Source organism: Streptomyces californicus, assembly GCF_000717645.1.
Taxonomy (GTDB): Bacteria; Actinomycetota; Actinomycetes; order Streptomycetales; family Streptomycetaceae; genus Streptomyces; species Streptomyces californicus.
Genome location: NZ_JNZZ01000024.1, coordinates 20,241 through 43,327, shown reverse-complemented (window position 1 = coordinate 43,327; position 23,087 = coordinate 20,241). Strand labels below are relative to the sequence as shown.

The window sequence follows — 23,087 nt, the reverse complement described above, 5'->3', positions numbered from 1 at the left end:
TTTCGACATACCCAACCGCCGCCAACTTCGGATTCAGTCAGATGAGAGCACTCAGACAACGAATTTCATCGATCTGGGGTTGCGAGACAGACGAGGGCGGTGCATGGTGGAGGTGTGGCCAGTCGCAGCGCAGACTCCAGGACCGGGAACGGATCGCCGCCGGCGGTCGATGCCGTCTCCCTCGCGATCATCGAGCAGCTCCAGGAGGACGGACGGCGCCCGTACGCCGCGATCGGCAAGGCCGTCGGCCTCTCCGAAGCGGCGGTGCGCCAGCGCGTCCAGAAGCTGCTCGACCAGGGCGTGATGCAGATCGTCGCCGTCACGGACCCGCTCACCGTGGGATTCCGGCGCCAGGCGATGGTCGGCATCAATGTCGAGGGCGACCTCGATCCGGTGGCCGAAGCCCTGTCGGCCATGGCCGAATGCGAGTACGTGGTGATGACCGCGGGCTCCTTCGACCTCATGGTGGAGATCGTCTGCGAGGACGACGACCACCTGCTGGAGATGATCAACAAACGCATCCGGACCCTTCCCGGCGTGCGCTCCACCGAGAGCTTTGTTTACCTCAAGCTCAAGAAGCAGACCTATATGTGGGGAACCCGATAGCCGTGAGCAAGGACCTCAGCCGAACCGCGTACGACCACCTGTGGATGCACTTCACCCGCATGTCGGACTACGAGAACGCGCCCGTTCCCACCATCGTGCGTGGCGAGGGAACGTACATCTTCGACGACAAGGGCAAGCGCTACCTGGACGGCCTCTCCGGCCTGTTCGTGGTCAACGCCGGTCACGGTCGTCACGAGCTCGCCGAGACGGCGTACAAGCAGGGCCAGGAGCTGGGCTTCTTCCCGGTGTGGTCCTACGCCCACCCGAAGGCCGTCGAGCTGGCCGAGCGGCTCGCCGACTACGCCCCGGGCGACCTGAACAAGGTCTTCTTCACCACCGGTGGCGGCGAGGCCGTCGAGACCGCGTGGAAGCTGGCCAAGCAGTACTTCAAGCTCAAGGGCCAGCCGACCAAGTACAAGGTCATCTCGCGTGCGGTCGCCTACCACGGCACCCCGCAGGGCGCCCTGTCCATCACCGGTCTCCCGGCGCTGAAGGCCCCCTTCGAGCCGCTGGTCCCCGGCGCGCACAAGGTGCCGAACACCAACATCTACCGCGCCCCGCTCTTCGGCGACGACCCGGAGGCGTTCGGCCGCTGGGCCGCCGACCAGATCGAGCAGCAGATCCTCTTCGAGGGCCCCGAGACCGTCGCGGCCGTCTTCCTGGAGCCCGTGCAGAACGCGGGCGGCTGCTTCCCGCCGCCGCCCGGCTACTTCCAGCGGGTCCGCGAGATCTGCGACCAGTACGACGTGCTGCTCGTCTCCGACGAGGTCATCTGCGCCTTCGGCCGCCTCGGCACGATCTTCGCCTGCGACAAGTTCGGCTACGTGCCGGACATGATCACCTGCGCGAAGGGCATGACCTCGGGCTACTCCCCGATCGGCGCCTGCATCGTCTCGGACCGGATCGCCGAGCCGTTCTACAAGGGCGACAACACCTTCCTGCACGGCTACACCTTCGGCGGCCACCCGGTCTCCGCGGCGGTGGGTCTCGCCAACCTCGACATCTTCGAGCGCGAGAACCTCAACCAGCACGTCCTCGACAACGAGAACGCCTTCTACACCACGCTGCAGAAGCTCCACGACCTGCCGATCGTCGGCGACGTCCGCGGCAACGGGTACTTCTACGGCATCGAGCTCGTGAAGGACAAGGCCACCAAGGAGACGTTCACCGAGGAGGAGACCGAGCGCGTTCTGTACGGCTTCCTCTCCAAGGCGCTGTACGACAACGGCCTGTACTGCCGGGCCGACGACCGCGGCGACCCGGTCGTCCAGCTCGCGCCGCCGCTGATCTCCGACCAGTCCACGTTCGACGAGATCGAGGGCATCCTGCGGAACGTCCTGACGGAGGCGTGGTCCAAGCTCTGACCGCCACCAGGTCCCCAGGCCGATAGCCGCCCAGCGGTCATTTCATCGGTCCACACGGCCCGGATACGCCCCTTCGAGTGAGAAGGGGGGTGTCCGGGCCGCGCGCCGTTCACCCGCACCGGTCCGACTATCTACGGTGCCCAGTGACCGATCGGCCGCGTCTTCGTTCCCCCGTACGGGGGAACGGGAAATCTGACCTGAACCGAGGTGTACGCCATGGTGGCCCCGCCGGACAACGATGTGATCTGGGCGCGCTCCCTGCACCACTCCCACAACGGATCGCCCGGTCTCGGCGGTGTCTCGATCGGCGTCCGGGACGCCGAGATCCTCGCCGTGACCGGACCGCGCGGCAGCGGGAAGACGACGCTGCTGCACTGCCTCTCGGGCCGCCTGGTGCCCCAGGAGGGCGAGGTCTGGTTCAACAGCGTGCCCGTCCACACCATGGCCCCCCGGGTCCGCGAGCGGCTGCGCCGCGAGCGCTTCGGCTGGATCGGGTCGGACCCGGAGCTGGTCCCCGAGCTGACCGTCCGGGAGAACGTGGCACTGCCCCTGCTGCTGCGCGGCGTCTCGCACCGGGCGGCCCGGAAGGCGTCCGCCGAGTGGATGGAACGCCTGGACATCGCCGCGTACGCCAAGAAACGGCCGTACGCCCTGCTCCAGGCGCAGCGCCAGCGGATCTCCGTGGCCCGCGCCCTGTGCGGATCGCCGACGGTGGTCTTCGCGGACGAACCCACCGCGACCCTGCACCGCACGGACCGCGCCCAACTGCTGCGCACCCTGACCGCGGCGGCCCGCTCGCACGGCATCACCGTCGTACTGGCCACGCTCGATCCGGAGGTCGCCGCACTCGCCGACCGCAGGATCCCCATGCTGGACGGGCGCTGCGTCGCCACCGTCACCGTGCCCACGAAACCGGAAGCGGAGGGCCGCGCGGCGTGCTCGCTCTCCGTCTAGCCCGCGGTTCGCATCCCCTCGTCCTGGTCCGGCGGCTGCTGGTGGCCGCCGCCTCGGCCGGCGTCGGGTTCCTCCTCCTGTGCGCCCTCGGGTACGCCGTGGCGCACCCCGCCTCCGCCGGTTCGGTGCTCCGGCTGCTGTGGTGCTTCGTCCCGCTGGCCGCCACCGTGCAGTTCGCCGTGGCGGTGGCCCGCGCCGACCCGAGCACCCGGCCGCGGCCGGGCCTCTCCGCGCTGGGCATGGGGCCGGTACGGCTCTCGGCGCTGGCCGCGGTCTCCACGGCCGTCTCCACCACGCTCGGCTCGGTGGTGGCGCTGCTCTTCTTCCTGCATCTGCGCGGCGATCTGACCGGGATGCCGTTCGACGGCGGCGCGGCGGAGTTCCTGGGCGCGGGCACCCCGCTGCCGTTGGCCGCCGCGCTGCTGCTGCTGGCGGTCGTGCCGGTGACCGCGTCGGTGGCCGGGGCGCTGGCGCTGCGGTCGCGGCCGGACCCGGCGCGGGCCGCCTTCGGCTCCGAGGAGCTGCCGGAGCCCGCCCCCGCACCGGCCGGCCTCCCCTGGGGCGTGGCCCTGGTCGCCGCCGGACTGGCGGTGGAGGCGATCGCCTCGCGCGGGACGGGCGGCAACGCCTTCCCGCTGCCCGGGCGGTACGACTCCACCCCGGTGGCGGTCCTGATCGGGTGGACGCTGACCGCGGTCGGCCTGGCGATGGCGGGCCCGAGCCTGACGTACCTGTGCGGGCGGGTGCTCCAGGCGGTGCGCCCCGGGGCCGTACGGCTGCTGGCGGGCCGGGTCCTGATGGACGAGGCACGCCGGATCGGCCGCCCGCTCGGGGTCGTCTGCGCGGTGGTGTCGGCGGCGATCGCCGCGTCCGCGCTGTACGGCGGTGACGACCGCCCGTACGGTCCGCTCACCGCGCTCGGGGCGGTGCTGGTCATCGGCTGTACGACGGCGACCCTCCTGACCTCGGCGCTGGAGGCCAAGCACGCCCGCGCCCACACCGTCGAGGTGCTGCTCCGGATGGGCGCCCCGGCGGCCACCCTGCGCCGGGCGACGATGCTGCGGGCGGCCGCGCTGCTGGCCCTGTTCGCACCGCTGACCTGGGTGATCGCGCAGGTGGCGGCGGTACCGCTGACGAAGTGAACGCGGAAGGGGCTCCCGGGGCACGACGCCCGCCGGGAGCCCCTTCCGGCTGTCCGGGCCCGCCGCAGGCCACGGGCTCGTCCGTCCGGGCACGCCCGGTCGGTCGGGCCGTTCCCACCGGGCGGCTGCGTCCGGACCCGCCTTGTCGGCTCGGCCGTCCCCACCGGGCAATGCGCGTCCGGACCTACCTTGTCGGCCCGGCCGTCCCCGGTAGTGGCGGCTGCGCGGCCGGGGTCCCGCCGGGCAGGGGAAAGCCCGGGGGCCGACAGGGCGGTAGGCGTCCGGCCGTCCCGTCGAGGCTGCTGCGCGTCCGGCGGGATGCCCTCCCCCGGGCGCACCTCCTCAGCGGCTCTCGCCCGGCAGCACCACCGTCTCCGCCGCGTCGAAGCGGACGCCGACGACCGCGCCCTCGTCCGGGGTGTCCCGCAGGGCGCAGTCGGCCTCCAGGACCGGCGCGTTCTCGGGCAGCAGCCGTACGGTCACGTGGTTGCCCCGGAAGGTGCGGGCGCCGACCGTGCAGCGCAGCCCCTCCTCCGGCGCGCCGATCAGGACGCCGGCGGGCCGGACCAGCAGGTCGGCCTCGCCCTGCGGGGACCCCTCGGGCACCGGGACCTTCCCCCAGGCGGTGGCGGCAGCCGGCCCGGTCACGGTCGCCGCGGTGACGTTGTCGAAGCCGAGGAACCGGGCGACGAACGCCGAGGCCGGCCGCTGCCAGACCTCCAGCGGGCTGCCCTCCTGCGCGATCCCGCCGTCCCGCATCACGACCACCCGGTCGGCGAGCGCGAAGGCCTCGCCCTGGTCGTGGGTGACGGCCAGCACGGTGGTGCCCAGCTCCCGGAAGAGCGTGCGCAGTTCGACGACGATCCGTTCGCGCAGGCTCCGGTCGAGCTGCCCGAGCGGTTCGTCCAGCATCAGCAGCTTCGGGCGCGGGGCGAGGGCGCGGGCCAGGGCGACGCGCTGCTGCTCACCGCCGGAGAGCGCGGCGACCGCGCGGCGTTCGGCCCCGGGCAGCCCGACCAGCTCCAGCAGTTCGCGGACCCGGGCGTCCGTCTCGGCCCGTCCGGCGCCGTGCATCCGCAGCCCGAAGGCGATGTTGGCGCCGACGTCCCGGTGCGGGAAGAGCTGGTGGTCCTGGAACATCAGGCCGAGGCCGCGCCGGTGCACCGGGACGCCCGCCTGGTCCCGGCCGTCCAGCAGCACCCGGCCGCCGTCCATCGGCTGGAGCCCGGCGACGGCCCTCAGCAGGGTGGACTTCCCGCTGCCGCTGGGGCCGAGCAGGCAGACGATCCGGTGGTCGGCGACCTCCAGGTCCACCGCGTCCAGCGCCGTCCGCTTCCCGAACCGCACGGTGGCTTCCCGCAGACTCAGCATCTCGTTCAGAACTCCCCTGATCGGTCGGTGCGGATGCGCTCCAGGAGCAGCAGCGACACCGCGCACACCAGCATGAGGATCGTGCTCAGGGCCATCGCCTGCCCGTAGTTGAGCTCCCCGGACCGGCCGAGCAGCCGGGCCACGGCGACCGGCAGGGTCGGGGTGTCGGGCCGGGCGATGAAGACCGTCGCGCCGAACTCCCCGAGCGACACGGCGAAGGCGAAGCCCGCCGCGACGAGCACCGCCCGCCGTACCAGCGGCAGATCGACCTCCCGCCAGGCCCGCAGCGGGGAGGCCCCGAGCACGGCCGCGGCCTCCCGCAGCCGTTCGTCGACCGCGCGGAGCACCGGCAGCATGGTCCGTACGACGAAGGGGACGCCGACCAGCGCCTGCGCCAGCGGGACCAGGATCCAGGAGGTCCGCAGGTCGAACGGCGGCTTGTCCAGGGTGATCAGGAAGCCGAAGCCCACGGTCACGGCGGAGACCCCGAGCGGCAGCATCAGCAGCGCGTCGAAGCCCCGGACCAGCCGCCCGGCCCGCCGGGTCAGGGCCGCCGCCGCGAGTCCGCCGACGACGAGGGCGATGAGCGTCGCGACGAGCGCGTACCGCAGGGAGTTGCCCACGGCCTCCAGCGGCGGCACCAGGAAGGTGGAGGTGGCGCCGGACCCGGCCGACTGGAGGGCCCGGTAGTAGCCGAAGCCGTACCCCCCGGGCCCGTCGAGAGACCGCTCCACCAGCACGCCGAGGGGCAGCAGGATCAGCAGCAGTGCGGTGAGCAGGACCCCGCCGAGCAGCGCCCACTGTCCGGCTCCGCGCGGCGGGCGGGAGGTCTGCGCCGGGTCGACCAGCTTCAGCGCCCGTTCCCGGCGGCGTACGGTCACGGCGTGCACGGCGAGGATCGCGCCGACGGCGGTGAACTGCACCAGGGTCAGCACGGCGGCGGTCGGCAGGTCCAGCAGTTGGGCGGTCTGCCGGTAGACCTCCACCTCCAGGGTGGAGTACGCCGGTCCGCCGAGGATCTGCACGACGCCGAAGGAGGTGAAGGTGAAGAGGAAGACCATCAGCGCGGCGGCGGCGACGGCCGGGACGAGCGCGGGCAGCGTCACCCGGCGGAAGGCGGCGAACCTTCCGGCCCCCAGCACCCGTGCGGCCTCCTCCTGGCGCGGGTCGAGCTGGGACCAGAGGCCGCCGACCGTACGGACCACCACGGCGTAGTTGAAGAAGACGTGGGCCAGCAGGATCGCCCAGACGGTGGTGTCGAGGCGGACGCCCCACAGCTCGTCGAGGAGCCCGCCGCGCCCCAGTACGGCCAGGAACGCGGTGCCGACGACGACGGTCGGCAGCACGAACGGCACGGTCACGACGGCCCGCAGCACCTGTTTGCCGGGGAAGGCGAAGCGGGCGAAGACGTACGCGCCGGGCAGCGCGATCAGCAGGGTGAGCGCGGTCGAGGCGAGCGCCTGCCAGGTGGTGAACCAGAGGACGTCGAGGATGTCCGGGCGGCCCAGCACCTCGCCGATCCGCCCGAACCGCCAGCCGTCGTCCGTTCTGAACCCGCGGCCGACGATCGCCGTCACGGGGTAGGCGAAGAACAGCGCGAAGAAGGCGACGGGCACGGCCATCAGACCGAGCCGCAGGGCCGCCCCGCGCCGCCCGGCCCCGCGCGCGGGCGGCGCGGGGCGGGCGGGCCGCTTCCCGGGCTCTACTTCAGGACCAGCGACTGCCACGACTGGATCCACTGCTCACGGTTGGCGGAGATCTTCTCGGGCGCGACGGTGGGAGGCGTGTCGACCTTCTCTCCGTGCTTCGTGAACAGCTCCGGCAGCTCGGCGTCCTCGACGACCGGGTTGACGAACATGGTCAGCGGCATGTCCTCCTGGAAGGTCTTGCTGATCAGGAAGTCCAGCAGCGCCTTACCGCCCGCCTCGTTCTTCGCCCCGGTCAGCAGGCCGGCGTACTCGGTCTGCCGGAAGCAGGTGCCGGTGGCGACCCCGGTGGGGGCCTCCTTCGGCTGCGGGTCGGCGTAGAGCACCTCGACGGGCGGGCTGGAGGCGTAGGAGACGACGAGCGGACGGTCGGCCTTGGCCTTCTTGCCGCCTGCGGAACCGGAGAACTCCTCGTTGTACGCCTGCTCCCAGCCGTCGACGACCTTGACGCCGTTGGCCTTGAGCTTCTTCCAGTACGCCTCGTAGCCGTCCTCGCCCTCGGCGGCGACGGTGCCGAGGAGGAAGCCGAGACCGGGCGAGGAACTGGCCGCGTTCTCGGTGACGAGGAGGTTCTTGTACGCGGGCTTCAGCAGGTCCGCGAAGGTCTTCGGCGGCGCGAGCTTCTTGTCGGCGAAGTACTTCTTGTCGTAGTTGACGCAGATGTCGCCGGTGTCGACGGGGGTGACACGGTGCTTCTCGTCCTGCTGCGTGTCCTTCGCGACCCGGTCCAGGCCCTTCGCCTCGTACGGGGTGAACAGACCGTTGTCGAGGGCGCGGGAGAGCAGCGTGTTGTCGACGCCGAAGAAGACGTCGCCGCGCGGGGAGCCCTTGGTCAGGATCTCCTGGTTGAGTGCGGCCCCGGCGTCGCCGCTCTTGAGGGTCTTGACCGTGTAGCCGGTCTCCTTCGTGAACGCCTCCAGCACGTCCTTGGAGACGTTGAAGGAGTCGTGGCTGACCAGGGTCACGGTCTTGGAGCCGCTGCCCTTGGACGCCCCGGAGCCCGCGGAGCCGTCGTCGCTGCCGCAGCCGGCGAGCACGGTGACGCCGAGCGCCGCGGCGAGCGCGGTCGCCGCGTACTTCGTGGTGGTGTTCATGTGATTCCTCCTGGAGGTGACCAGGAAGAGACGCGGCCCCGCCCGCTGACCGGCGAACCGGAAGCGGGCAGGGCGCAACAGCTTGAGTAAGGTCCGAACTTCCTACCCGGAATGACCCGGGCGAGGTTCAGAGGGTCTGCGGCCAACCTGTCCTTGGTGCCGCACTCTCAGCGCTGTGGCGCTCCCCTGTCGGAATATGAAGTTGACTGCCGCCCAGGCTACACGGGCGATTTCCGGCCGATCAGAAGGGCTCCAGCCCCTCGGCCGGAGCCCGTACGGGCCGGGGGCCAGCGGCACGCGGACGGGAGATCGCGCCGGCGCGCGCGACGCCGCCCCCTACCGCTCGGAGGCGGCGAGCTGCCCGCAGGCCCCGTCGATCTCCTGGCCTCGGGTGTCCCGGACCGTGACGGGCACGCCGTGGGCCGCGATGGCCTCGACGAACGCCTTCTCGTCCTCGGGCCGCGAGGCGGTCCACTTGGAGCCGGGCGTGGGGTTCAGCGGGATCAGGTTGACGTGGACCCGCTTGCCCTTGAGCAGCCGGCCGAGGAGGTCGCCGCGCCACGCCTGGTCGTTGATGTCCCGGATCAGGGCGTACTCGATGGAGATCCGGCGGCCGGACTTCTCCGCGTACTCCCAGGCGGCGTCGAGGACCTCGCGGACCTTCCACCGGGTGTTGACGGGGACCAGGGTGTCGCGCAGCTCGTCGTCCGGGGCGTGCAGCGAGACGGCGAGGCGGCACTTGAAGCCCTCGTCGGCGAAGCGCAGCATGGCCGGGACCAGGCCCACGGTGGAGACGGTGATCCCGCGCTGCGAGAGGCCGAGGCCGTCCGGCTCCGGGTCGGTGAGCCGGCGGATCGCGCCGACCACCCGGTTGTAGTTGGCGAGCGGCTCGCCCATGCCCATGAAAACGATGTTGGACAGCCGCGCGGGCCCGCCGGGGACCTCACCGTCACGCAGGGCGCGCATGCCGTCGACGATCTGGTGCACGATCTCGGCGGTCGACAGGTTGCGGTCGAGGCCGGCCTGGCCGGTGGCGCAGAACGGGCAGTTCATGCCGCAGCCGGCCTGCGAGGAGATGCACATGGTGACGCGGTCCGGGTAGCGCATCAGGACGGACTCGACGAGCGTCCCGTCGTGCAGCTTCCACAGGGTCTTACGGGTGGTGTCGTCGTCGCAGCTGATGTGCCGGACCACCGACATCAGCTCGGGGAACAGCGCCTCGGCCAGCTTCTCGCGCGACCCGGCCGGGACGTTGGTCCACTGGGCGGGGTCGTGGGTGTACCGCGAGAAGTAGTGCTGCGAGAGCTGCTGCGCGCGGAACGGCTTCTCACCGGCCGCGGCCACCGCTTCCTTGCGCTCGGCGGGCGTGAGGTCGGCGAGGTGGCGCGGGGGCTTCTTGGCTCCGCGGGGCGCGACGAAAGTGAGTTCTCCGGGCTTAGGCATGGTTCATCCAGTGTGGCAGACACGCCGAGGTGCCCCGGGTCATCGCCCAGCTCAGCGGCGACCCGGGCAGGCCGGTGCCGGTCGTTGATGATGGTTGCGGGTCGTCGTTGGCCGCCCCTCGACGGCCCACAGACGGCCCGGCCCCTTGACCCCGTCCGCAGGTCAGGGCCGTCGGCCAGCGCTGCCGACCGGAACGGTACCGACGGCCAAGAGGTGCGAGCTGGCGGCGAGCAGTTCCGGGTACGGCTCTGCCATGCGGGCCGCGTCCATGGCTGAGGCGATCAGCTCATCCGTGGGACCTTCGCCCGGCTGCTGCTCTGCCGCCTTCACTAGCGACCAGGCCGGGCCCTCGATGCCGAAAACCCGCACGTTCTCCAGCCCCGAGGCACCCAGCTCCGTCACCAGCTCTTCCGCCCGGTGGAAGTACGACAGGGTGAACCCCCGCGATCCGTCGTAGACCGCCGTCTCCAGAATCTTGGAGACGGAGTTGTGAATCCGCTCGGTGTGCAGGTGGGCGTACGTCACGTGCTCGAAGAGCGACGCATAGCGATTGATCGCGGCGGCGGCGACCAGCCCACCGGGCTTTGCCACGCGGGAGGCCTCCGCGAGCGCCCGCTGCCGATCAGCGGGGTCGGGCAGGTGGTACAGCGGCCCGAGGAGCTGCACGACGTCAAAGGTGTCGTCCGGCTCAGGCAAGTCGCGCGCGTCACCGACCACCGCCGGGCACACCGCCGACGCCGCCTCAACGTGACGGGGCACGGGGTCTACCAGACAAACCTCGTAACCATCCTTCACTAGCCATTCAGCATGAATCCCGGTCCCCCCACCCACGTCGAGCACGCGCGCTGGCGCGGGGGGCAGAAAGCGTCGGAGGAGTTCCTGAGTTCTGACCAGTTCCATCCGACCGTCTGCCGAGCTACGCAGACGGCTGTCCTCGTTGACCGTCTCGCCATAGAACCGCATCACGGAGGGAGCCAATTCGAGATTCGACATGGTCGCAGTATCGTGTGTACCGGTGGACCAGTCCAGCGCAGGGAAAAGGGGAAGCCATGGCAGTCCTGAAGTACGAAGAGATCGCAGAGTTCCTGCGCGCCCGCATCGCCGCCGGTGAAATCGCACCCGGGGACACGATTCCGTCGGGCCGAGAGCTGGCCGAGCAGTGGGACGTGTCACGGGCCACTGCAATCAAGGCGGTCGATGTGTTGCGAAACGACGGCGTAGTCGTGGCCAAGCAGGGGACCGGGTTCGTCGTTACGGAGACGCCCGTCGCACGCCCCGCCGGCGCTCGCCGCGCCGGGTCGGCGCGCATCCTGGGCGGGATGCCGTTCCTGCGCGTCGGTGAGCCCGACTGGGCCGAACCACCCGCCCGCGTCGCCGCCACCCTCGGACTCTCACCCGGGGTGAAGGCACTCCGGCGCGTTCGCGTGCTCCAGCTCCCGGACGGAACGCCGAATAGCTGCGTTGAAGCGTGGTTCCCGCCGGAGGTCGCGGAGGTTTCGCCGCGCCTGGCAGACACCGCCCCGATCGCAGAGGGGACGACGCGATACGTCCGACGTCAGACCGGGCGGGGCCCGACAGAAGGCGTGGACGTGACCACCGTGCGGGGGGCGACGGAGACGGAAGCGGAGCGCTTGGGCGTACCGGAAGGGACGCCGGTAGCCGTGCTGCTGCACACGGCGTACGACGACCAGGGGAAGCCGCTGGTCTGCGAGGAGGGGGTTACACCCTCCTCGCTCTTCGAGCAGGTGGACACCTACGTCATGTAGGCGCACACAACGTTCGCTCGCAACACGCTGGACCGGTCCACCGGTTCAGCTTTTTTCTTCCTACAAAACCGCCCGCCACCTGCAACTTCCCTCGCGCACGCACCGCAACCCGCAAACCGATCGCTTGACTGGACCGGTCCACCGGTCCAGTCTTCTGATGTGGCCAACGCCCGCCCCGGAACTTTCGGAGGGGGCGAGTCGGCCGTGGTTTGACCTGCGCGAACGCATCAGTGCTTGGTGAGTCCCGCTTCGGCGGGAGCCCTGTCAGGGTTACCGCGCTCATCAGGGAACTGCTGGTCTTTTTGAACCGAACAGTGTGTGAGTGATTCGACGGGGTGGAAGTCCCTGTCCCCGCGGGCGACCGGGTGATGTCGTCGGCGGCCCCTTTTGAGGCGTGCTGGCTCTGGAGAACAGCCCTGGCGATCATCCCTCCATTCCTGGAGGTCAACGTCCTGGCTGCCACCCGGTACGTGCCGCTCTGCTGGCGTCAGAGCAGTGACGATGACGCACCGAATCGCAGGCTCGGGACCGGGCGGCCGTGGCAACGGCCCCGGCGAATCCCTGCACACATTCCCTGGTCAGCTCAGCGAAGGAGCACCAGTGAGGCAGTTACATATCCGGGCGCTCCCGTGACAGGCCGGTAGGGCAGCGCCGTTCCAACACTCGTCCGTCAGGGCTTTCGGGCTCTGCGGGCGGCCGGTCATCTTCCACCGATTCGCGGCGTCTCTCGCCGCGCCGGTTGCCTCCTCCACCCGTCCGGTCTGTCCTGGTGGGCGTTGTCGTACGGGTGGGGCTGAGGGGAGCCGGATGGTTCCAACGGCGAGACCCCCGGGGTGGCACCCCCGGGGGTCTCTGTGAGCCGTTCCTGTCCGAGAGGAACTGACCCAATGAAGAGCATCGCAGCACTTCACGCGGCCGTTACGGCCGCCTCGTTCGACGGTGAGCCGTCGGACGCCGAGCTGGACGCGATCGAGACGGAGATGCCCGCCATCCTGGCGGACGTCGACCTGCTGGACGCGCAGATCATGACCATCGACCGCACCCCGACCGAGCTGGACGAGCGGCGTATCCGCCGGGCCCGTCGGCGGGTGCTGGCCGCCCGCCGCGACCTGGCGAACACCACCACCGCCGGGGAGGTGGCGTGATGGCGCTGCTGCCCGAGGCCCGCATGGTCCTGGACGCGTCCGGGACCTGGAAGCTGTTCGTCCTGACCGGCTACGAGCCGCGAGAGTGGCCGGTCCACGGCTTCAACCGCGCCGAGCCCGTCCCGACCGTCCCCGAGCGCGTGGCCGCCTTGGCCGCTCTCGGCTACGCGGCCCGGGACGGGGCCGAGTGGAAGTGGGACGCCACCCCCGCACCCCGGCGGCGACTGTTCGCCAAGATCCCCGTCCGCCCTGTGGCCCCTCGCCCCGATGGGGCGCACGTGGGGGTGGCGTCGTGAACGCTGTTCAGATCCGTTCAGCGGAGAAGGCGCTGTCGGTCGGGACGTGGCTGATCGTGGGCGGGGCGATGCTGTTCTCCATCCTCACGGTCACCCCGCTGATGGAGCGCCACAGTCCGAAGGGGTGGGAGTGGACGGCCCCGATCCTGCCGCTCGTCGTGGACGCGGCGGTCGTCATCGTGGTCCGCCTGGACTCGGTCCTGGCCGCTCTGGGCGGGCACGGGGGCCGGTGGCCCATCGCACTGCGGTGGATGACCGGAGCCATGACCCTGGCCCTGAACGTGGCCGACTCCGCGTTGAAGAAGGACCTGGTCGGGGCCGCTGTCCACGCGGTCGCACCGCTCCTTCTGATCGTCACCGCAGAGACCGGACTCGCCTACCGGCGCGCCATCACCGCCGCCCAGGCGGCCCGTGAAGCACAGCTCAAGGCCGAACGGGCAGAGCGCGAACAGGCTGCCAACGAGCGCCGTGAGGCACAGGAGCGGCGGCAGCGTGAGGAGCGGGAGCACGCAGCCCTGCTGGCGCGTGAACAGCGTGAGCATGAAGCGCTGATCGCCCGTGAACAGACCGCCCGCGAGGAAGCCGCACGGCGGGAGGAACGCGAGCGGGCGGAGGCGCGGGAGCGGGCCGAGCGTGAGGCCCGTGAACGCCGTGAACAGATGCGTGAACAGCAGCAGGCCGAGCGTGAACGCCTTGAACGCGAGGCCGCCCAGCGCCGCGAGCTGGAGGCCCGGGAGCGGGAAGCCCGTGAGCGCCGTGAGCAGATGCGTGAACAGCAGCGGGCCGAGCGTGAACGCCAGGCGCTGCTGTCCGCCGGCCCCGCCGTGGAGAAGCAGGACGAGACCCGCGCTCGGGCCACGGTCCGGGCCGCCTTCGACGCCGGGCTTCCCGTCCGTACGGCTGCCGAGCTGTGCGGCTGGTCGGTCGGCTGGGTCTCCACCCGCTACCAGGAACACCGCGACACCCCCACCGCCGTCCCGGCCCTTGAGGGAGCCACCGCATGATCACCCTGATCCGCACCCGCACCCTCGACGACCTCCGTTCCGACCTCACCAACCGCGAAGCGGACGCCCGCGCCGCCCGGTCCAAGGCTGAGCAGCACGAACTGGAACGGGACCTCGCCACCACCGCGGCGAACCGCGCCGGGACCACGGTGGAGGAACTGCGGGCCGCGCTCACCCGCGCAACGCAGGATGCGGCCCGCCTCGAAGGTGAGCTGGAGACCCTGCGGGCGCAGTCCCTGCTGGACACCGAGGACCGTCAGGCCCTGCGCACGCTGCTGCGCACCACCCGCAAGCAGAACAGCCGGGCGGACCGGGTCTACGTCCTGTTCCACCACGGGAGCCTGCACAGCATCCACCCCACGGCGGAAGCGGCGGAGATCGCCGCTGAAGCCGAAGGAGCCCCCCGCTCCGGCTGGACCACCCACACCCCCGGAGCCGCCCTGCCCCCGGCCCGTGAGGTCATCTGGCGGGTCCAGCCCCTCCCCTTCGGCACCACGACCCCGTGAACAGCCTGCCCACCTACCGGTGGCACCTCGCCCCCGACGGGTTGGCCACCCGCCGTCAGCTCCGAGCGCTGGGGCTGCGGCCGGGTGGTCAGGACGTCGTCGCGGAAGTCCACCGGCCGCGGCGTCGCCGTGAACCGCTGGTCGCCTACCTCTACCGGGTTGACCGGGCCAAGCCCGTCCGCCCCATGACCCCGGCCCGCACCGCCGCACTCGCTGCGGCGATGCTCGCCCGCCGCACCTGCCCCACCTGCCGGACCGATGCCGGGTACTGCATCCCGCGTTCGCTCGGCATGTGCGTCACCTGCCACGACACTCCGTCGTCCGGAAAGGACACCTCATGACCTTCCGCTTCACCATCGACCCCCTTGACGGGCCGTCGCTGACCGCCGAGGCCGTCACCCTTCGCCCCGGCACCGACCGCGCCCAGCCTGCGGTCGCCATCCACACGAGTCCCGGCCGGAAGGGCCCGAGCCCCACCCTGTACGTCCCCCTCGACCGCATCGACGAGCTGCTGGACGGCATCAGGGACATCGCCCGCCAGGCCGCCGAGTCGGCCCACTGACCCGGAGGCACCCCATGGACCACCCGGCCGCGCTCCGCACCCCGTCCGTCGTGCTCCTCCCGGACGGCACCCCCGCCACCGGCACGGTTCGGCTGCATGCCGAGCGGGCCGGGGCGGTCGTCTACGTCCCCGGCCCGGACGGGGGCATGGTGGCTGTGCTCCGCGAGCACCTGCCCACCGTCCCCGCCCCCTACCAGCCGCGCGACCTGACGCCGCAGCCCTTGTTCGACCCGCGCGCCCAGCGCATCGCCGCCGGCGGGTTGCTGGCCGGTGGTGCGGGCTGGGGGACCGGTCAGCTCTTCCTCGGTGCCGGTCAGCTCGTCAGTGCCGCCGCCGGTCTCGGGTCGCTCGTGATGTGGGCAGCCATCGCCGTCGTCGCCTCTCGCATCGCGCCCGCCGTGCTCGGTGGCGGGCACCCCGCGACGGTGCACAACACCACCGTTCACAACCGGTGGTTCGGCCGCTCCACCCACTGAAACCGCCCAGCGCCCCACAGGCGCGCCGGGACCCCTTCCGGGTGGGTTGAGACCCCCCGGCCCCTGTTCGGCCGCCAGGGCCCCCGTAGCGACGCAGGGTGACGGAAGTTTCCCGCCTCGCGCGCACACGCGTAGGGGCCCCTGCCGGAAACCAGGAAACCGGAAACTCCATCACCGCGCGTACACACGCCCGCGTGTGGGGGCGGGCCATGCCGGGCCCGCCCCCACCGACTCATAGCCCTTGGAGAGGAACCCGTGAGTCACCCATCAGCCTGGCAGACCCACCGCCAGTACGCAGCCACCGCCGCCCGCTGGACCGCCGACCGCTGGGCCAAGGAATCCGACCGCCGCCGCACCCTGCGCGCCACCCGCAAACCGCTCGTCCGCGACGCCCGCGCCGCCCTCGCCCAGGCGCAGGCCACCGACCCCCAGAAGGTCACCAGCCTGGTCCACCGCGCGGAGCGTGAACTCGCCACCGCAAAGCGGCGCGTGCCCGACCCGATGTGGCTGTTCGCCTCCAAAGCCGCACTCGCCACCGCCGCCGCCGGGTATGTCGGGCTGCCGCTGGTTCCGGGCCGGGTGTGGATGTGGGCGGCCGTCGCCGTGGGCGTCGCCGTCGCCGGAGCAGTCTTGTGGGCGCTGCTTCACCGCCCCGCGGCTTCCCCGATCGAGCCGACCGCCGAGGAGCGCGATCTGCTCAAGCGGCTCCAGCCCGAGCATTGGCGCGAGCACGCCGAACAGCGCGGCCTGGCCGGGACGCTGACCGGCCGGCCGCGCCTGACCGAGTCCGGGATCGTCGTCGCGGTCCGCCTCGACGGCCAGTGGACCGCCACCAAGCTGCGCGGGTCCGAGGATCACATCCGCGCGCTGCTTGGTGCGCGCACCGGGCTGCGGTTGCAGATCAAGGCCGGGAAGCAGGGCGGCTGGGCCGAACTGACCCTGCGCACCCGCAGCGCCGCCGACGGCGACGACCTCCTGTGGGCGCCCGAGCGGCGCTCGCTCGGCATCGACACCGTCACCGGCGAACACGTCGCCGTGGCCCTCGGGGAACGGCTGCTGATCGCGGGCCGGTCCGGGGCGGGCAAGAGCGTCGCGTCCCGCCCGCTCCTGTTCGACGCCTCCGAGGGCGACACGAACGCGCTGGTCATCATCGACCTCAAGCGCGTGGAAGGCCGGTTGTGGGACCACCGGGCCCGCGTCGCCTCCACCCCGGAAGAGGTCATCGCCGTGGTGGACGAGGTGGAAGCCGAGATGCACGACCGGCTCAACGTCCTGCCCAAGGGTCAGGACACCTGGGGCCCCACCGCCGACCGGCCCCGCATCACCGTCGTCGTGGACGAGGGCGCGGAAGTCGTCACCGCCGCTGACAAGGTCCCCTTCCCCGAGGAGGACGGCGACGGGAAGACGAAGGTCCGCACCCGCAGCGCCCTGCCCGGGTTGGAGTCGATCGCCCGGATGGGGCGGGCGGCGTGCATCGACCTGTGGTGGATGACGCAGAAGCCCACCATCGGCGACGGCGTCCCCAAGCAGATCGCCCCGCAGATCAGCACCTCGATCTGCCTCGCCGTCCGCACCCCCGCCGAAGCTCGCGTCGTTCTCGGTGAGGACGCACAGGCCAAGGGCTGGAACGCGGACGAACTCCCCGCCCCCGGCGTCGCCCTCATCCGCGACGGCAAGCGCGGCCCCGACCCGGTCAAGGTCCGCTACATGGACAAGGCCGTCGTCATCGCCCTCCCCGACCAGCCCATCTGGTCGCGCACCACCACACCCGCCACCGCCACCGGGGCCCCGACGCTCACGCTCGTGAAGCCCAGCGCCGCCGCTCCGGTCGTGGCGGCCGTGGACGGGACGGACGCCCGGATTCTCGACGCGATCGAGACCGCCGCAGCACCGGTACGGCAGAAGGACTTGGCCGAGACGACCGGGCTGTCCAAGGGGACGGTGTCCAAGGCCGTCAAGCGTCTCACCGACACCGGCCACATCACCCGCCAGCCGGACGGCGGACTCACCGCCGACAAGGCCGCCTGACCGGAGGGACCGACCATGCCGCGACTGCGTATCCAGCTCATCGGGTGGGACCGCCGGACCTTGGTCCTGACCGACACCCCCGACCCCGACTGCCCCCGCTGTGACGGTGACGGCGGGTTCGCCTACGACTACGGCGACCACGAAGGCGAGTACGCCGGCACCGAGTGGGACCCCTGCACCTGCTGGGACGAAAACCGCCACTGGAGCCTGCTCCGCTTCCCGCGCATCCGTCACCGCCGCCGGGGCGTGCGCGACCCGTGGAGCGACGAACCGCCCTTCTGACCGAGACGACCACCCCGCCCCTGACAAGCCGAGAGCGGCCCCCGTCCGACCAAAGATCCGGGGCCGCTCTCGTCTGCCAGCACTCAGAGAACTGGAGACACCCAGCATGACCCAACCCACCCCCATCCGGCGAGAGGGGCCCCACCTCGCCGCCGCGCTGGACGCCGCCGAGCGCGGCTGGCACGTCTTCCCGCTCCGCCCCCGCGACAAGCGGCCCGCCCTCCACGGCGAGACCGCCTGCCCCGGTACCGGCGACTGCACGGCCGGTCACCGCAAGTGGGAGCAGCGGGCCACCACCGACCCCGACCGCATCCGCCGGGCGTGGTCGGCGGGGGCGTTCAACGTCGGGCTCGCCACGGGGCCCAGTGGGCTGGTCGTGGTGGACCTGGACCCGGTCAAGGCCAAGGACCCGAAAGGGACGCCTGACGGCGCGACTTCCTTGCAAGCGCTCTGCGAGCGCGCCGGGCAGACCGTCCCCGCCACCTACCGGACCCGGACCGCGAGCGGCGGGCACCACCTGTACTTCACCGCCCCCGGCAGGGTGAGGCTCGGCAACAGTGCGGGCAGGCTCGGCAAGCACATCGACACCCGCGCCCACGGCGGATACGTCGTCGCCGCCGGAAGCACCCTCCCGAACGGTACGTACGAAGTGGTCGACCCCACCGCGCCCGTACCGCTCCCGGAATGGCTCTGCGCCCTCCTGACGCCCCGTCAGCCTGACCGGGGCCTATTGGCCGCGCCCGCGCCGGGTCGGGCCTCCAGGTACGCCGCAGCGGCTCTCCGGGCCGAAACGGCGGCCGTCGCGGGGGCCGGGGAGGGGTCACGGAACTGGACGTTGGTTCGGGCCGCACGGGCTCTGGGGCGGTTCATCCCGTCCGGCGACCTCGCCCGCCACGAAGTCGAGCAGGCTCTTAATTCGGCGGGATTGGCGGCCGGCCTCCGCGAGAACGAGTGCCGGTCCGCTGTGGCGAGCGCTCTGAACTGGTCCATCGCCAACAACCCCGGGCGCCCGGCATGACCACCCCCAGGACTCTCCGCCTTAAGAGCCTGCCTGCCACCCCGAACACCCCGCACGCCGCCAACCCCACGGCAGCACGGGTGACCGGTGGCGAGCCGAAAGGCGTCGGCCGCATGGCCGTCCCTGTTGCTGTTCGCTCTGACCTGCGGCCGCAGCCGGTGCGGTGGCTGGACATCGTCGCCCCGCCCTCGTTCTCGGCGCTGGTCTCGGCCCGGTCCTGGTGCCGGTGCGGCTTTGAGCGCACCGCACGGGGCCGGTCCGGTGTCCTGGCCCTGATCGAGGCTCACACCGCGCACCCCGAGTCCTGCCCGCTGCTCAACTTCGAAGGGAGCAAGGCCGCATGAGCGCCGACCTGTGGGAGGGCTTCAACGACTCCCTGGACCCCGAGACCATCACCGGCCCCGTCTGGGACGAACCCGTCCCCCTCAACCCCCGCCGCGAACTCCCCACCTTCCCCGTCCACGCCCTGCCCGACTGGCTGAGCGGCATGGTCGCCGGGGTCGCCGAGGAGACTCAAACCCCGGTGGACCTGGCGGGGTGCCTGGCCCTCGCGGTGCTCGCCACGGCGGCCGGCGGACGGGCCACCGTCCACGTCCGGGGCCACTGGCGGGAGCCGGTCAACCTCTACACCGCCGTCGCCCTGCCCCCCGGCAACCGCAAGAGCGCGGTGTTCGCGCTCATGACCGGCCCCCTGCTGGCTGCCGAGAAAGCGTTGGTGGAGCTGTCCGGGCCCCGGCGGGCGGAAGCCGAGACCACCGCCCGCCTGGCCCGGTCGGCCGCCGACAAGGCCGCGCAGAAGGCCGCCGCCGCCGAACCGGGGCTGCGGGACCAGCTCACCGCCGAAGCCGTTCACCTCGCCCAGCAGGCCGACGAGATGACCGTCCCCGCCAAGCCGCAGTTGGTCGCGGACGACGTCACCCCCGAAAGCCTCGCCACCCTGGTCGCGGACCAGGAGGGGCGGATGAGCGTCATGTCCGCCGAGGGCGAGATCTTCGACATCATCGCCGGACGCTACTCCGGCACCCCCAACATGGGAATCTTCCTCAAGGGCCACGCCGGAGACATGGTGCGGGTGAACCGGCAGGGCCGCGACGCGCAGCATGTTGAAGCACCCGCGATCACCATGGGCCTCGCCATCCAGCCCGAAGTCCTGGACTCCCTCGGCAGGGTGAAGGGCGCTGACGGGCGAGGGCTGCTGGCCCGGTTCCTGTATGCCAAGCCCGTCTCCCTGGTCGGGTCGCGGAACCTGACCCCGGATCTGCTTCCGGAGGAAACCGCGGCTGCCTACGCCAAGCAGTTGGGCGGGCTGGCGTTGGCGCTGGCGGACTGGACCGACCCGGCCGTCCTCACCCTCACCCCCGAGGCGGACGCGGTCCTGCTGGCCTACCAGAAGGTGACCGAATCTCGGATCGGGAAGGGCCGCAGCCTCCACCCGGTCATCAAGTGGGCGTCCAAGCGCGACGGGGCCGTCGCCCGCATCGCCGGACTCCTCCACCTCGCCACCCACCCCGACAACGGATGGATGGTCCCCATCGAGGCCGCCACCATGGCCAGCGCGGTGGAGATCGGGGACTACTTCACCGCCCACGCCCTGGAAGTCTTCGACGCCATGGGCGCCGACCCCGCCCAGGAAGCCGCCCACCAGCTCCTCACCCACCTCAAGGAACAGCGCCTCTCCGGCTTCACCAAACGCGAGCTGTTCCGGGGCCTGTCACGCGGCGACTTCCCCGCCATGACCGACCTCGACCCCGCACTGACCCTGCTGGAGGAACACGGATGGGTCCGCCAGCAGCCCGCACCCCCGCGTACCGGGCGCGGTGGCCGGCCGCCGTCGCCCCGCTTCGACACCCACCCCGCCGTCACCCCGCCACTCACCACCGGCTGACAGAACCCCCGTTCCGCTGACAGAACTGACACAACCCCCGCACCAGCCCGCTGACCTGCACAAACAGCCATGATCACGGCTCTGACAAAACCTCCGAAAACTCTGACAGAACCTCCCCGCACCCGGTTTCCGGCACGGCACCCACCGACCTCGCCGGTGCCCGGGGTGCTCTGACAGAACCCCCCGCCCGGAGGTTCTGTCAGAGTTTTTCGAGGTTTTGTCACGACGCTGGGAACTGGAGTATCCGCAGGTCAGCGGGCTAGCGGCGAGGTTCTGTCAGTTCTGTCACGGAAACCGGCCCACCGCAGCCCCGAGGAGCTTCCGTGGCACCCAAGCGCACCCCCGAGACCGACCCCCGCGCCACTCTGCGGGGCGGCCTCCCTGACCGCTACCTCACCCCCGACGACATCGCTGAAATCTTCGAGGTGCCCAAAGAGACCGTCTACGCCTGGCGCAAGAAGCAGATCGGCCCGCCCGGCTTCCGCATCGGCAAGCACATCCGCTACGACCCCGCCGAAGTACTCGCCCACGTCACCCACCTCAAGAACATCGACCGCGAAGCAGCCTGACCACACTACCCACAGGGGCGCGACCACCACCGGTCGCGCCCCTGCCGCATCCCCGACAGGAGCACCACGTTGGCCGGCCACATCCAAGACCGCTGGTACAAAACTGAACCCGGACCCGACGGAAAGCAGCACCGGGTCAAAAGCGACCGATACGGCTCCGGACTCCGCTACCGGGCCCGCTACGTCGGCCCCGATGGCACCGAGAAGTCCAAGAGTTTCCCCGATCGACAGAAGCGCCTGGCTGAGCAGTGGCTCGCTAACGTCGCCTCTGACATGTCTCGGGGCCAGTACATCGACCCTCGCGCGGCCCGAGTCACGTTCAAGGGCTACTCCGAGAAGTGGCTCAAGGCCCACAGTGCAGACCTGTCGAGTCAGATCGTCACCGAACAGCGTCTGCGCCTGCACGCCTTCCCTATCCTCGGATCGCGCCCGCTGGACTCCTTCAGGCCGGAACACCTCCGCGACCTGGTGAGCGCTCTGGAGGCCAATCCGCGCGTGAGTGGTGCGTACGCGCGCAACATCTACGGTGACGTCCGCGCCGTTCTGAGCGCGGCCGTGGACGATGGTCTCCTCCCCCGCAATCCCTGCTCTGCGAGGTCCGTGCGCCCGCCATCCGTCGAGCGGCGACGGGTCACCCCATGGCTGCACTCACAGGTGCAGGCTGTTCGCCAAGCCCTTCCGGAGCGCTACCGAACCATGGTGGACACGGGTGCAGGCTGCGGGCTCCGACAGGGCGAAATCGTGGGTCTCGCTGAGGACGCGATCGATTTCGAAGCGGGCATTCTGCGGGTCGTTCGGCAAGTGAAATTGATCCAGGGCAAGGCCGTATTCGCTCCCCCGAAATGCAACAAGGAGCGCGACGTCCCGCTCCCGTCCTCGGTGGCCGAGGCCCTGCGAGGACACATGGACAACTGCAAGCCGGTTGAAATCACTCTGCCGTGGCGAAAGCCTGACGGCCCCAAGGTGACGACCCGACTCCTGTTCACGAACACGGCAAAAGGAGTCGTGTGGCGAAGTAACTTCAACATCCAAGAGTGGAAGCCCGCTCTTGCACTCGCCGGTCTCATCCCCTGCGCGCGGGACGGCAAGTATGAGTCCGCCCGCGAGCACGGCATGCACGCTCTCAGGCACTTCTATGCGTCGGTATTGCTGGACGCTGGCGAGAGCATCAAGGCGGTCAGCCAGTACCTTGGCCACACCGACCCGGCACTCACGTTGCGGGTGTATGCCCACCTCATGCCGTCGAGTCAGGAACGCACCCGCAACGCCATCGACGGGCTGTTCTTGCCCTCCCCTGACGGGGCTGACGGCCCAGAGACGGCCCAGTAGCACGCGGACGGCCCCTATCGAGCACTAAACGTGCTGGTCAGGGGCCTTTCGGTGCCGAATCGCCACCAGTTCTCCGGGCTTAGGCATGGTTCCTCCAGTGTCGCAGATCCACTCGGGTGGCCCGCGTGTGTCACGGGCCACCGGCTCCCGCCGTGGTAGCGCCTTCCCGGACCATCGCCCTGACTTCGTCGCATCGCGCCCCGCCAGGCGTCCTGCGGATCACCCCGAGCCAGGGGGCCGGTGAGCCTGGTCCGGGTGCCGGTGCCGGAAGCACAAGCGGAGGGCGGCCCACCGGGTGTCCCGCCCGTACGGCCGGGCACCCGCGAGCAATGACCCTTCACTTCGCGGCATCGGTTCATCTGGCGGAGCGCTGGGACGGCCCTCCCTGGTTCAAGTGGGCCTTCCTGGGCGTCTGGGCGCTCTGCGGCGTGTTCGTGCTCTACAAGCTGAGCCGCAACGGGTGGAAGTTCCCCCGACGGCGCTGAGCGGCCCGGCTGCGTGACACCCGCGAACCGGCCCGGCTGTGCGAGACCTGAGACCC

The 23,087-nt window shown here is 71.1% G+C and carries 25 protein-coding genes; 20 read left to right on the top strand and 5 right to left on the bottom strand.

Translation table 11 applies throughout. The features are described from left to right. The first annotated feature begins 114 nt into the window (after positions 1-114). The 4 genes from IF19_RS0127805 to IF19_RS0127790 all read left to right on the top strand — a co-directional run bounded on the left by IF19_RS0127805 (position 115) and on the right by IF19_RS0127790 (position 4,066). Positions 115-606 carry an Lrp/AsnC family transcriptional regulator gene (locus IF19_RS0127805; protein ID WP_007452460.1) on the top strand — a complete coding sequence of 164 codons (492 nt, stop codon included), beginning with the start codon at positions 115-117 and terminating at the stop codon, positions 604-606. Further along, positions 591-1,970 carry an aspartate aminotransferase family protein gene (locus IF19_RS0127800; protein ID WP_030116350.1) on the top strand — a complete coding sequence of 460 codons (1,380 nt, stop codon included), beginning with the start codon at positions 591-593 and terminating at the stop codon, positions 1,968-1,970. The genes IF19_RS0127805 and IF19_RS0127800 overlap by 16 nt, the downstream gene beginning before the upstream one ends. A gap of 216 nt (positions 1,971-2,186) precedes the next feature. After that, a complete protein-coding gene (locus IF19_RS0127795; RefSeq protein WP_030121353.1) occupies positions 2,187-2,924 on the top strand; it encodes an ABC transporter ATP-binding protein in 738 nt (245 codons plus the stop codon). Continuing rightward, the gene (locus tag IF19_RS0127790; protein WP_030116348.1) at positions 2,906-4,066 is read left to right on the top strand and encodes a hypothetical protein; all 1,161 of its coding nucleotides are present in this window, start codon (positions 2,906-2,908) and stop codon (positions 4,064-4,066) included. Before IF19_RS0127795 ends, IF19_RS0127790 begins: the two co-directional genes overlap by 19 nt. Before the next feature lie 342 nt (positions 4,067-4,408). Here the strand turns inward: IF19_RS0127790 and IF19_RS0127785 are convergent, their stop codons facing one another. From IF19_RS0127785 to IF19_RS0127765, 5 genes are all read right to left on the bottom strand, one after another. Then, positions 4,409-5,437, bottom strand: a complete 1,029-nt coding sequence (locus IF19_RS0127785; protein ID WP_030116347.1) for an ABC transporter ATP-binding protein — start codon at positions 5,435-5,437, stop codon at positions 4,409-4,411. 5 nt (positions 5,438-5,442) lie between these two features. Further along, positions 5,443-7,059, bottom strand: a complete 1,617-nt coding sequence (locus IF19_RS0127780) for an ABC transporter permease (RefSeq protein ID WP_030116346.1) — start codon at positions 7,057-7,059, stop codon at positions 5,443-5,445. A gap of 80 nt (positions 7,060-7,139) precedes the next feature. Then, positions 7,140-8,237 (bottom strand): thiamine ABC transporter substrate-binding protein, encoded by a 1,098-nt coding sequence (locus IF19_RS0127775; RefSeq protein ID WP_030116345.1) that lies wholly within the window; start codon positions 8,235-8,237, stop codon positions 7,140-7,142. Positions 8,238-8,573: 336 nt separating this feature from the next. Then, the gene (rlmN, locus tag IF19_RS0127770; RefSeq protein ID WP_030116344.1) at positions 8,574-9,680 is read right to left on the bottom strand and encodes a dual-specificity RNA methyltransferase RlmN; all 1,107 of its coding nucleotides are present in this window, start codon (positions 9,678-9,680) and stop codon (positions 8,574-8,576) included. Positions 9,681-9,842: 162 nt separating this feature from the next. Beyond that, positions 9,843-10,673: a class I SAM-dependent methyltransferase gene (locus IF19_RS0127765; protein WP_030116343.1), complete on the bottom strand. Its 831-nt coding sequence runs from the start codon at positions 10,671-10,673 to the stop codon at positions 9,843-9,845. A gap of 56 nt (positions 10,674-10,729) precedes the next feature. Between IF19_RS0127765 and IF19_RS0127760 the strand changes: the two genes are divergently transcribed. The 16 genes from IF19_RS0127760 (at position 10,730) to IF19_RS1000000137820 (ending at position 23,031) form a co-directional block, all read left to right on the top strand. Further along, entirely contained in the window at positions 10,730-11,446 is a 717-nt protein-coding gene (locus IF19_RS0127760) for a GntR family transcriptional regulator (RefSeq protein WP_030116342.1), read from the top strand. 887 nt (positions 11,447-12,333) lie between these two features. After that, positions 12,334-12,591, top strand: coding sequence for a DUF6284 family protein (locus tag IF19_RS0127755; protein WP_030278099.1), 258 nt, complete (start codon positions 12,334-12,336; stop codon positions 12,589-12,591). Beyond that, positions 12,591-12,887, top strand: a complete 297-nt coding sequence (locus IF19_RS01000000135045; RefSeq protein WP_032748873.1) for a DUF6303 family protein — start codon at positions 12,591-12,593, stop codon at positions 12,885-12,887. The genes IF19_RS0127755 and IF19_RS01000000135045 overlap by 1 nt, the downstream gene beginning before the upstream one ends. Further along, entirely contained in the window at positions 12,884-13,891 is a 1,008-nt protein-coding gene (locus IF19_RS0127745; protein WP_030116339.1) for a hypothetical protein, read from the top strand. Before IF19_RS01000000135045 ends, IF19_RS0127745 begins: the two co-directional genes overlap by 4 nt. Then, the gene (locus IF19_RS0127740) at positions 13,888-14,397 is read left to right on the top strand and encodes a hypothetical protein (RefSeq protein ID WP_030116338.1); all 510 of its coding nucleotides are present in this window, start codon (positions 13,888-13,890) and stop codon (positions 14,395-14,397) included. The genes IF19_RS0127745 and IF19_RS0127740 overlap by 4 nt, the downstream gene beginning before the upstream one ends. Then, positions 14,394-14,738: an RRQRL motif-containing zinc-binding protein gene (locus tag IF19_RS0127735; RefSeq protein WP_030116337.1), complete on the top strand. Its 345-nt coding sequence runs from the start codon at positions 14,394-14,396 to the stop codon at positions 14,736-14,738. Before IF19_RS0127740 ends, IF19_RS0127735 begins: the two co-directional genes overlap by 4 nt. Then, the gene (locus IF19_RS0127730; protein ID WP_030116336.1) at positions 14,735-14,959 is read left to right on the top strand and encodes a hypothetical protein; all 225 of its coding nucleotides are present in this window, start codon (positions 14,735-14,737) and stop codon (positions 14,957-14,959) included. Before IF19_RS0127735 ends, IF19_RS0127730 begins: the two co-directional genes overlap by 4 nt. Before the next feature lie 14 nt (positions 14,960-14,973). Then, on the top strand, positions 14,974-15,435 hold the full coding sequence (locus tag IF19_RS01000000135040) for a hypothetical protein (protein WP_050494088.1): 462 nt from the start codon (positions 14,974-14,976) through the stop codon (positions 15,433-15,435). Positions 15,436-15,690: 255 nt separating this feature from the next. Further along, on the top strand, positions 15,691-17,463 hold the full coding sequence (locus IF19_RS0127720) for a MarR family transcriptional regulator (protein ID WP_030278098.1): 1,773 nt from the start codon (positions 15,691-15,693) through the stop codon (positions 17,461-17,463). Between the two features lie 15 nt (positions 17,464-17,478). Next, positions 17,479-17,745, top strand: coding sequence for a hypothetical protein (locus tag IF19_RS0127715; protein WP_030116332.1), 267 nt, complete (start codon positions 17,479-17,481; stop codon positions 17,743-17,745). Between the two features lie 106 nt (positions 17,746-17,851). Continuing rightward, entirely contained in the window at positions 17,852-18,763 is a 912-nt protein-coding gene (locus tag IF19_RS0127710) for a bifunctional DNA primase/polymerase (protein ID WP_030311408.1), read from the top strand. 113 nt (positions 18,764-18,876) lie between these two features. After that, entirely contained in the window at positions 18,877-19,107 is a 231-nt protein-coding gene (locus IF19_RS0127705) for a hypothetical protein (protein WP_136975151.1), read from the top strand. After that, positions 19,104-20,648 (top strand): YfjI family protein, encoded by a 1,545-nt coding sequence (locus IF19_RS0127700; RefSeq protein WP_030116329.1) that lies wholly within the window; start codon positions 19,104-19,106, stop codon positions 20,646-20,648. Before IF19_RS0127705 ends, IF19_RS0127700 begins: the two co-directional genes overlap by 4 nt. Positions 20,649-20,971: 323 nt before the next feature. Continuing rightward, complete coding sequence (locus IF19_RS0127695; RefSeq protein ID WP_030116328.1) at positions 20,972-21,217, top strand: helix-turn-helix domain-containing protein; 246 nt, start codon at positions 20,972-20,974, stop codon at positions 21,215-21,217. A 69-nt stretch (positions 21,218-21,286) separates the two neighbouring features. Further along, positions 21,287-22,546 (top strand): tyrosine-type recombinase/integrase, encoded by a 1,260-nt coding sequence (locus IF19_RS0127690; protein WP_030116327.1) that lies wholly within the window; start codon positions 21,287-21,289, stop codon positions 22,544-22,546. 329 nt (positions 22,547-22,875) lie between these two features. Continuing rightward, positions 22,876-23,031: a hypothetical protein gene (locus IF19_RS1000000137820; RefSeq protein WP_156095456.1), complete on the top strand. Its 156-nt coding sequence runs from the start codon at positions 22,876-22,878 to the stop codon at positions 23,029-23,031. Positions 23,032-23,087: the final 56 nt, after the last annotated feature.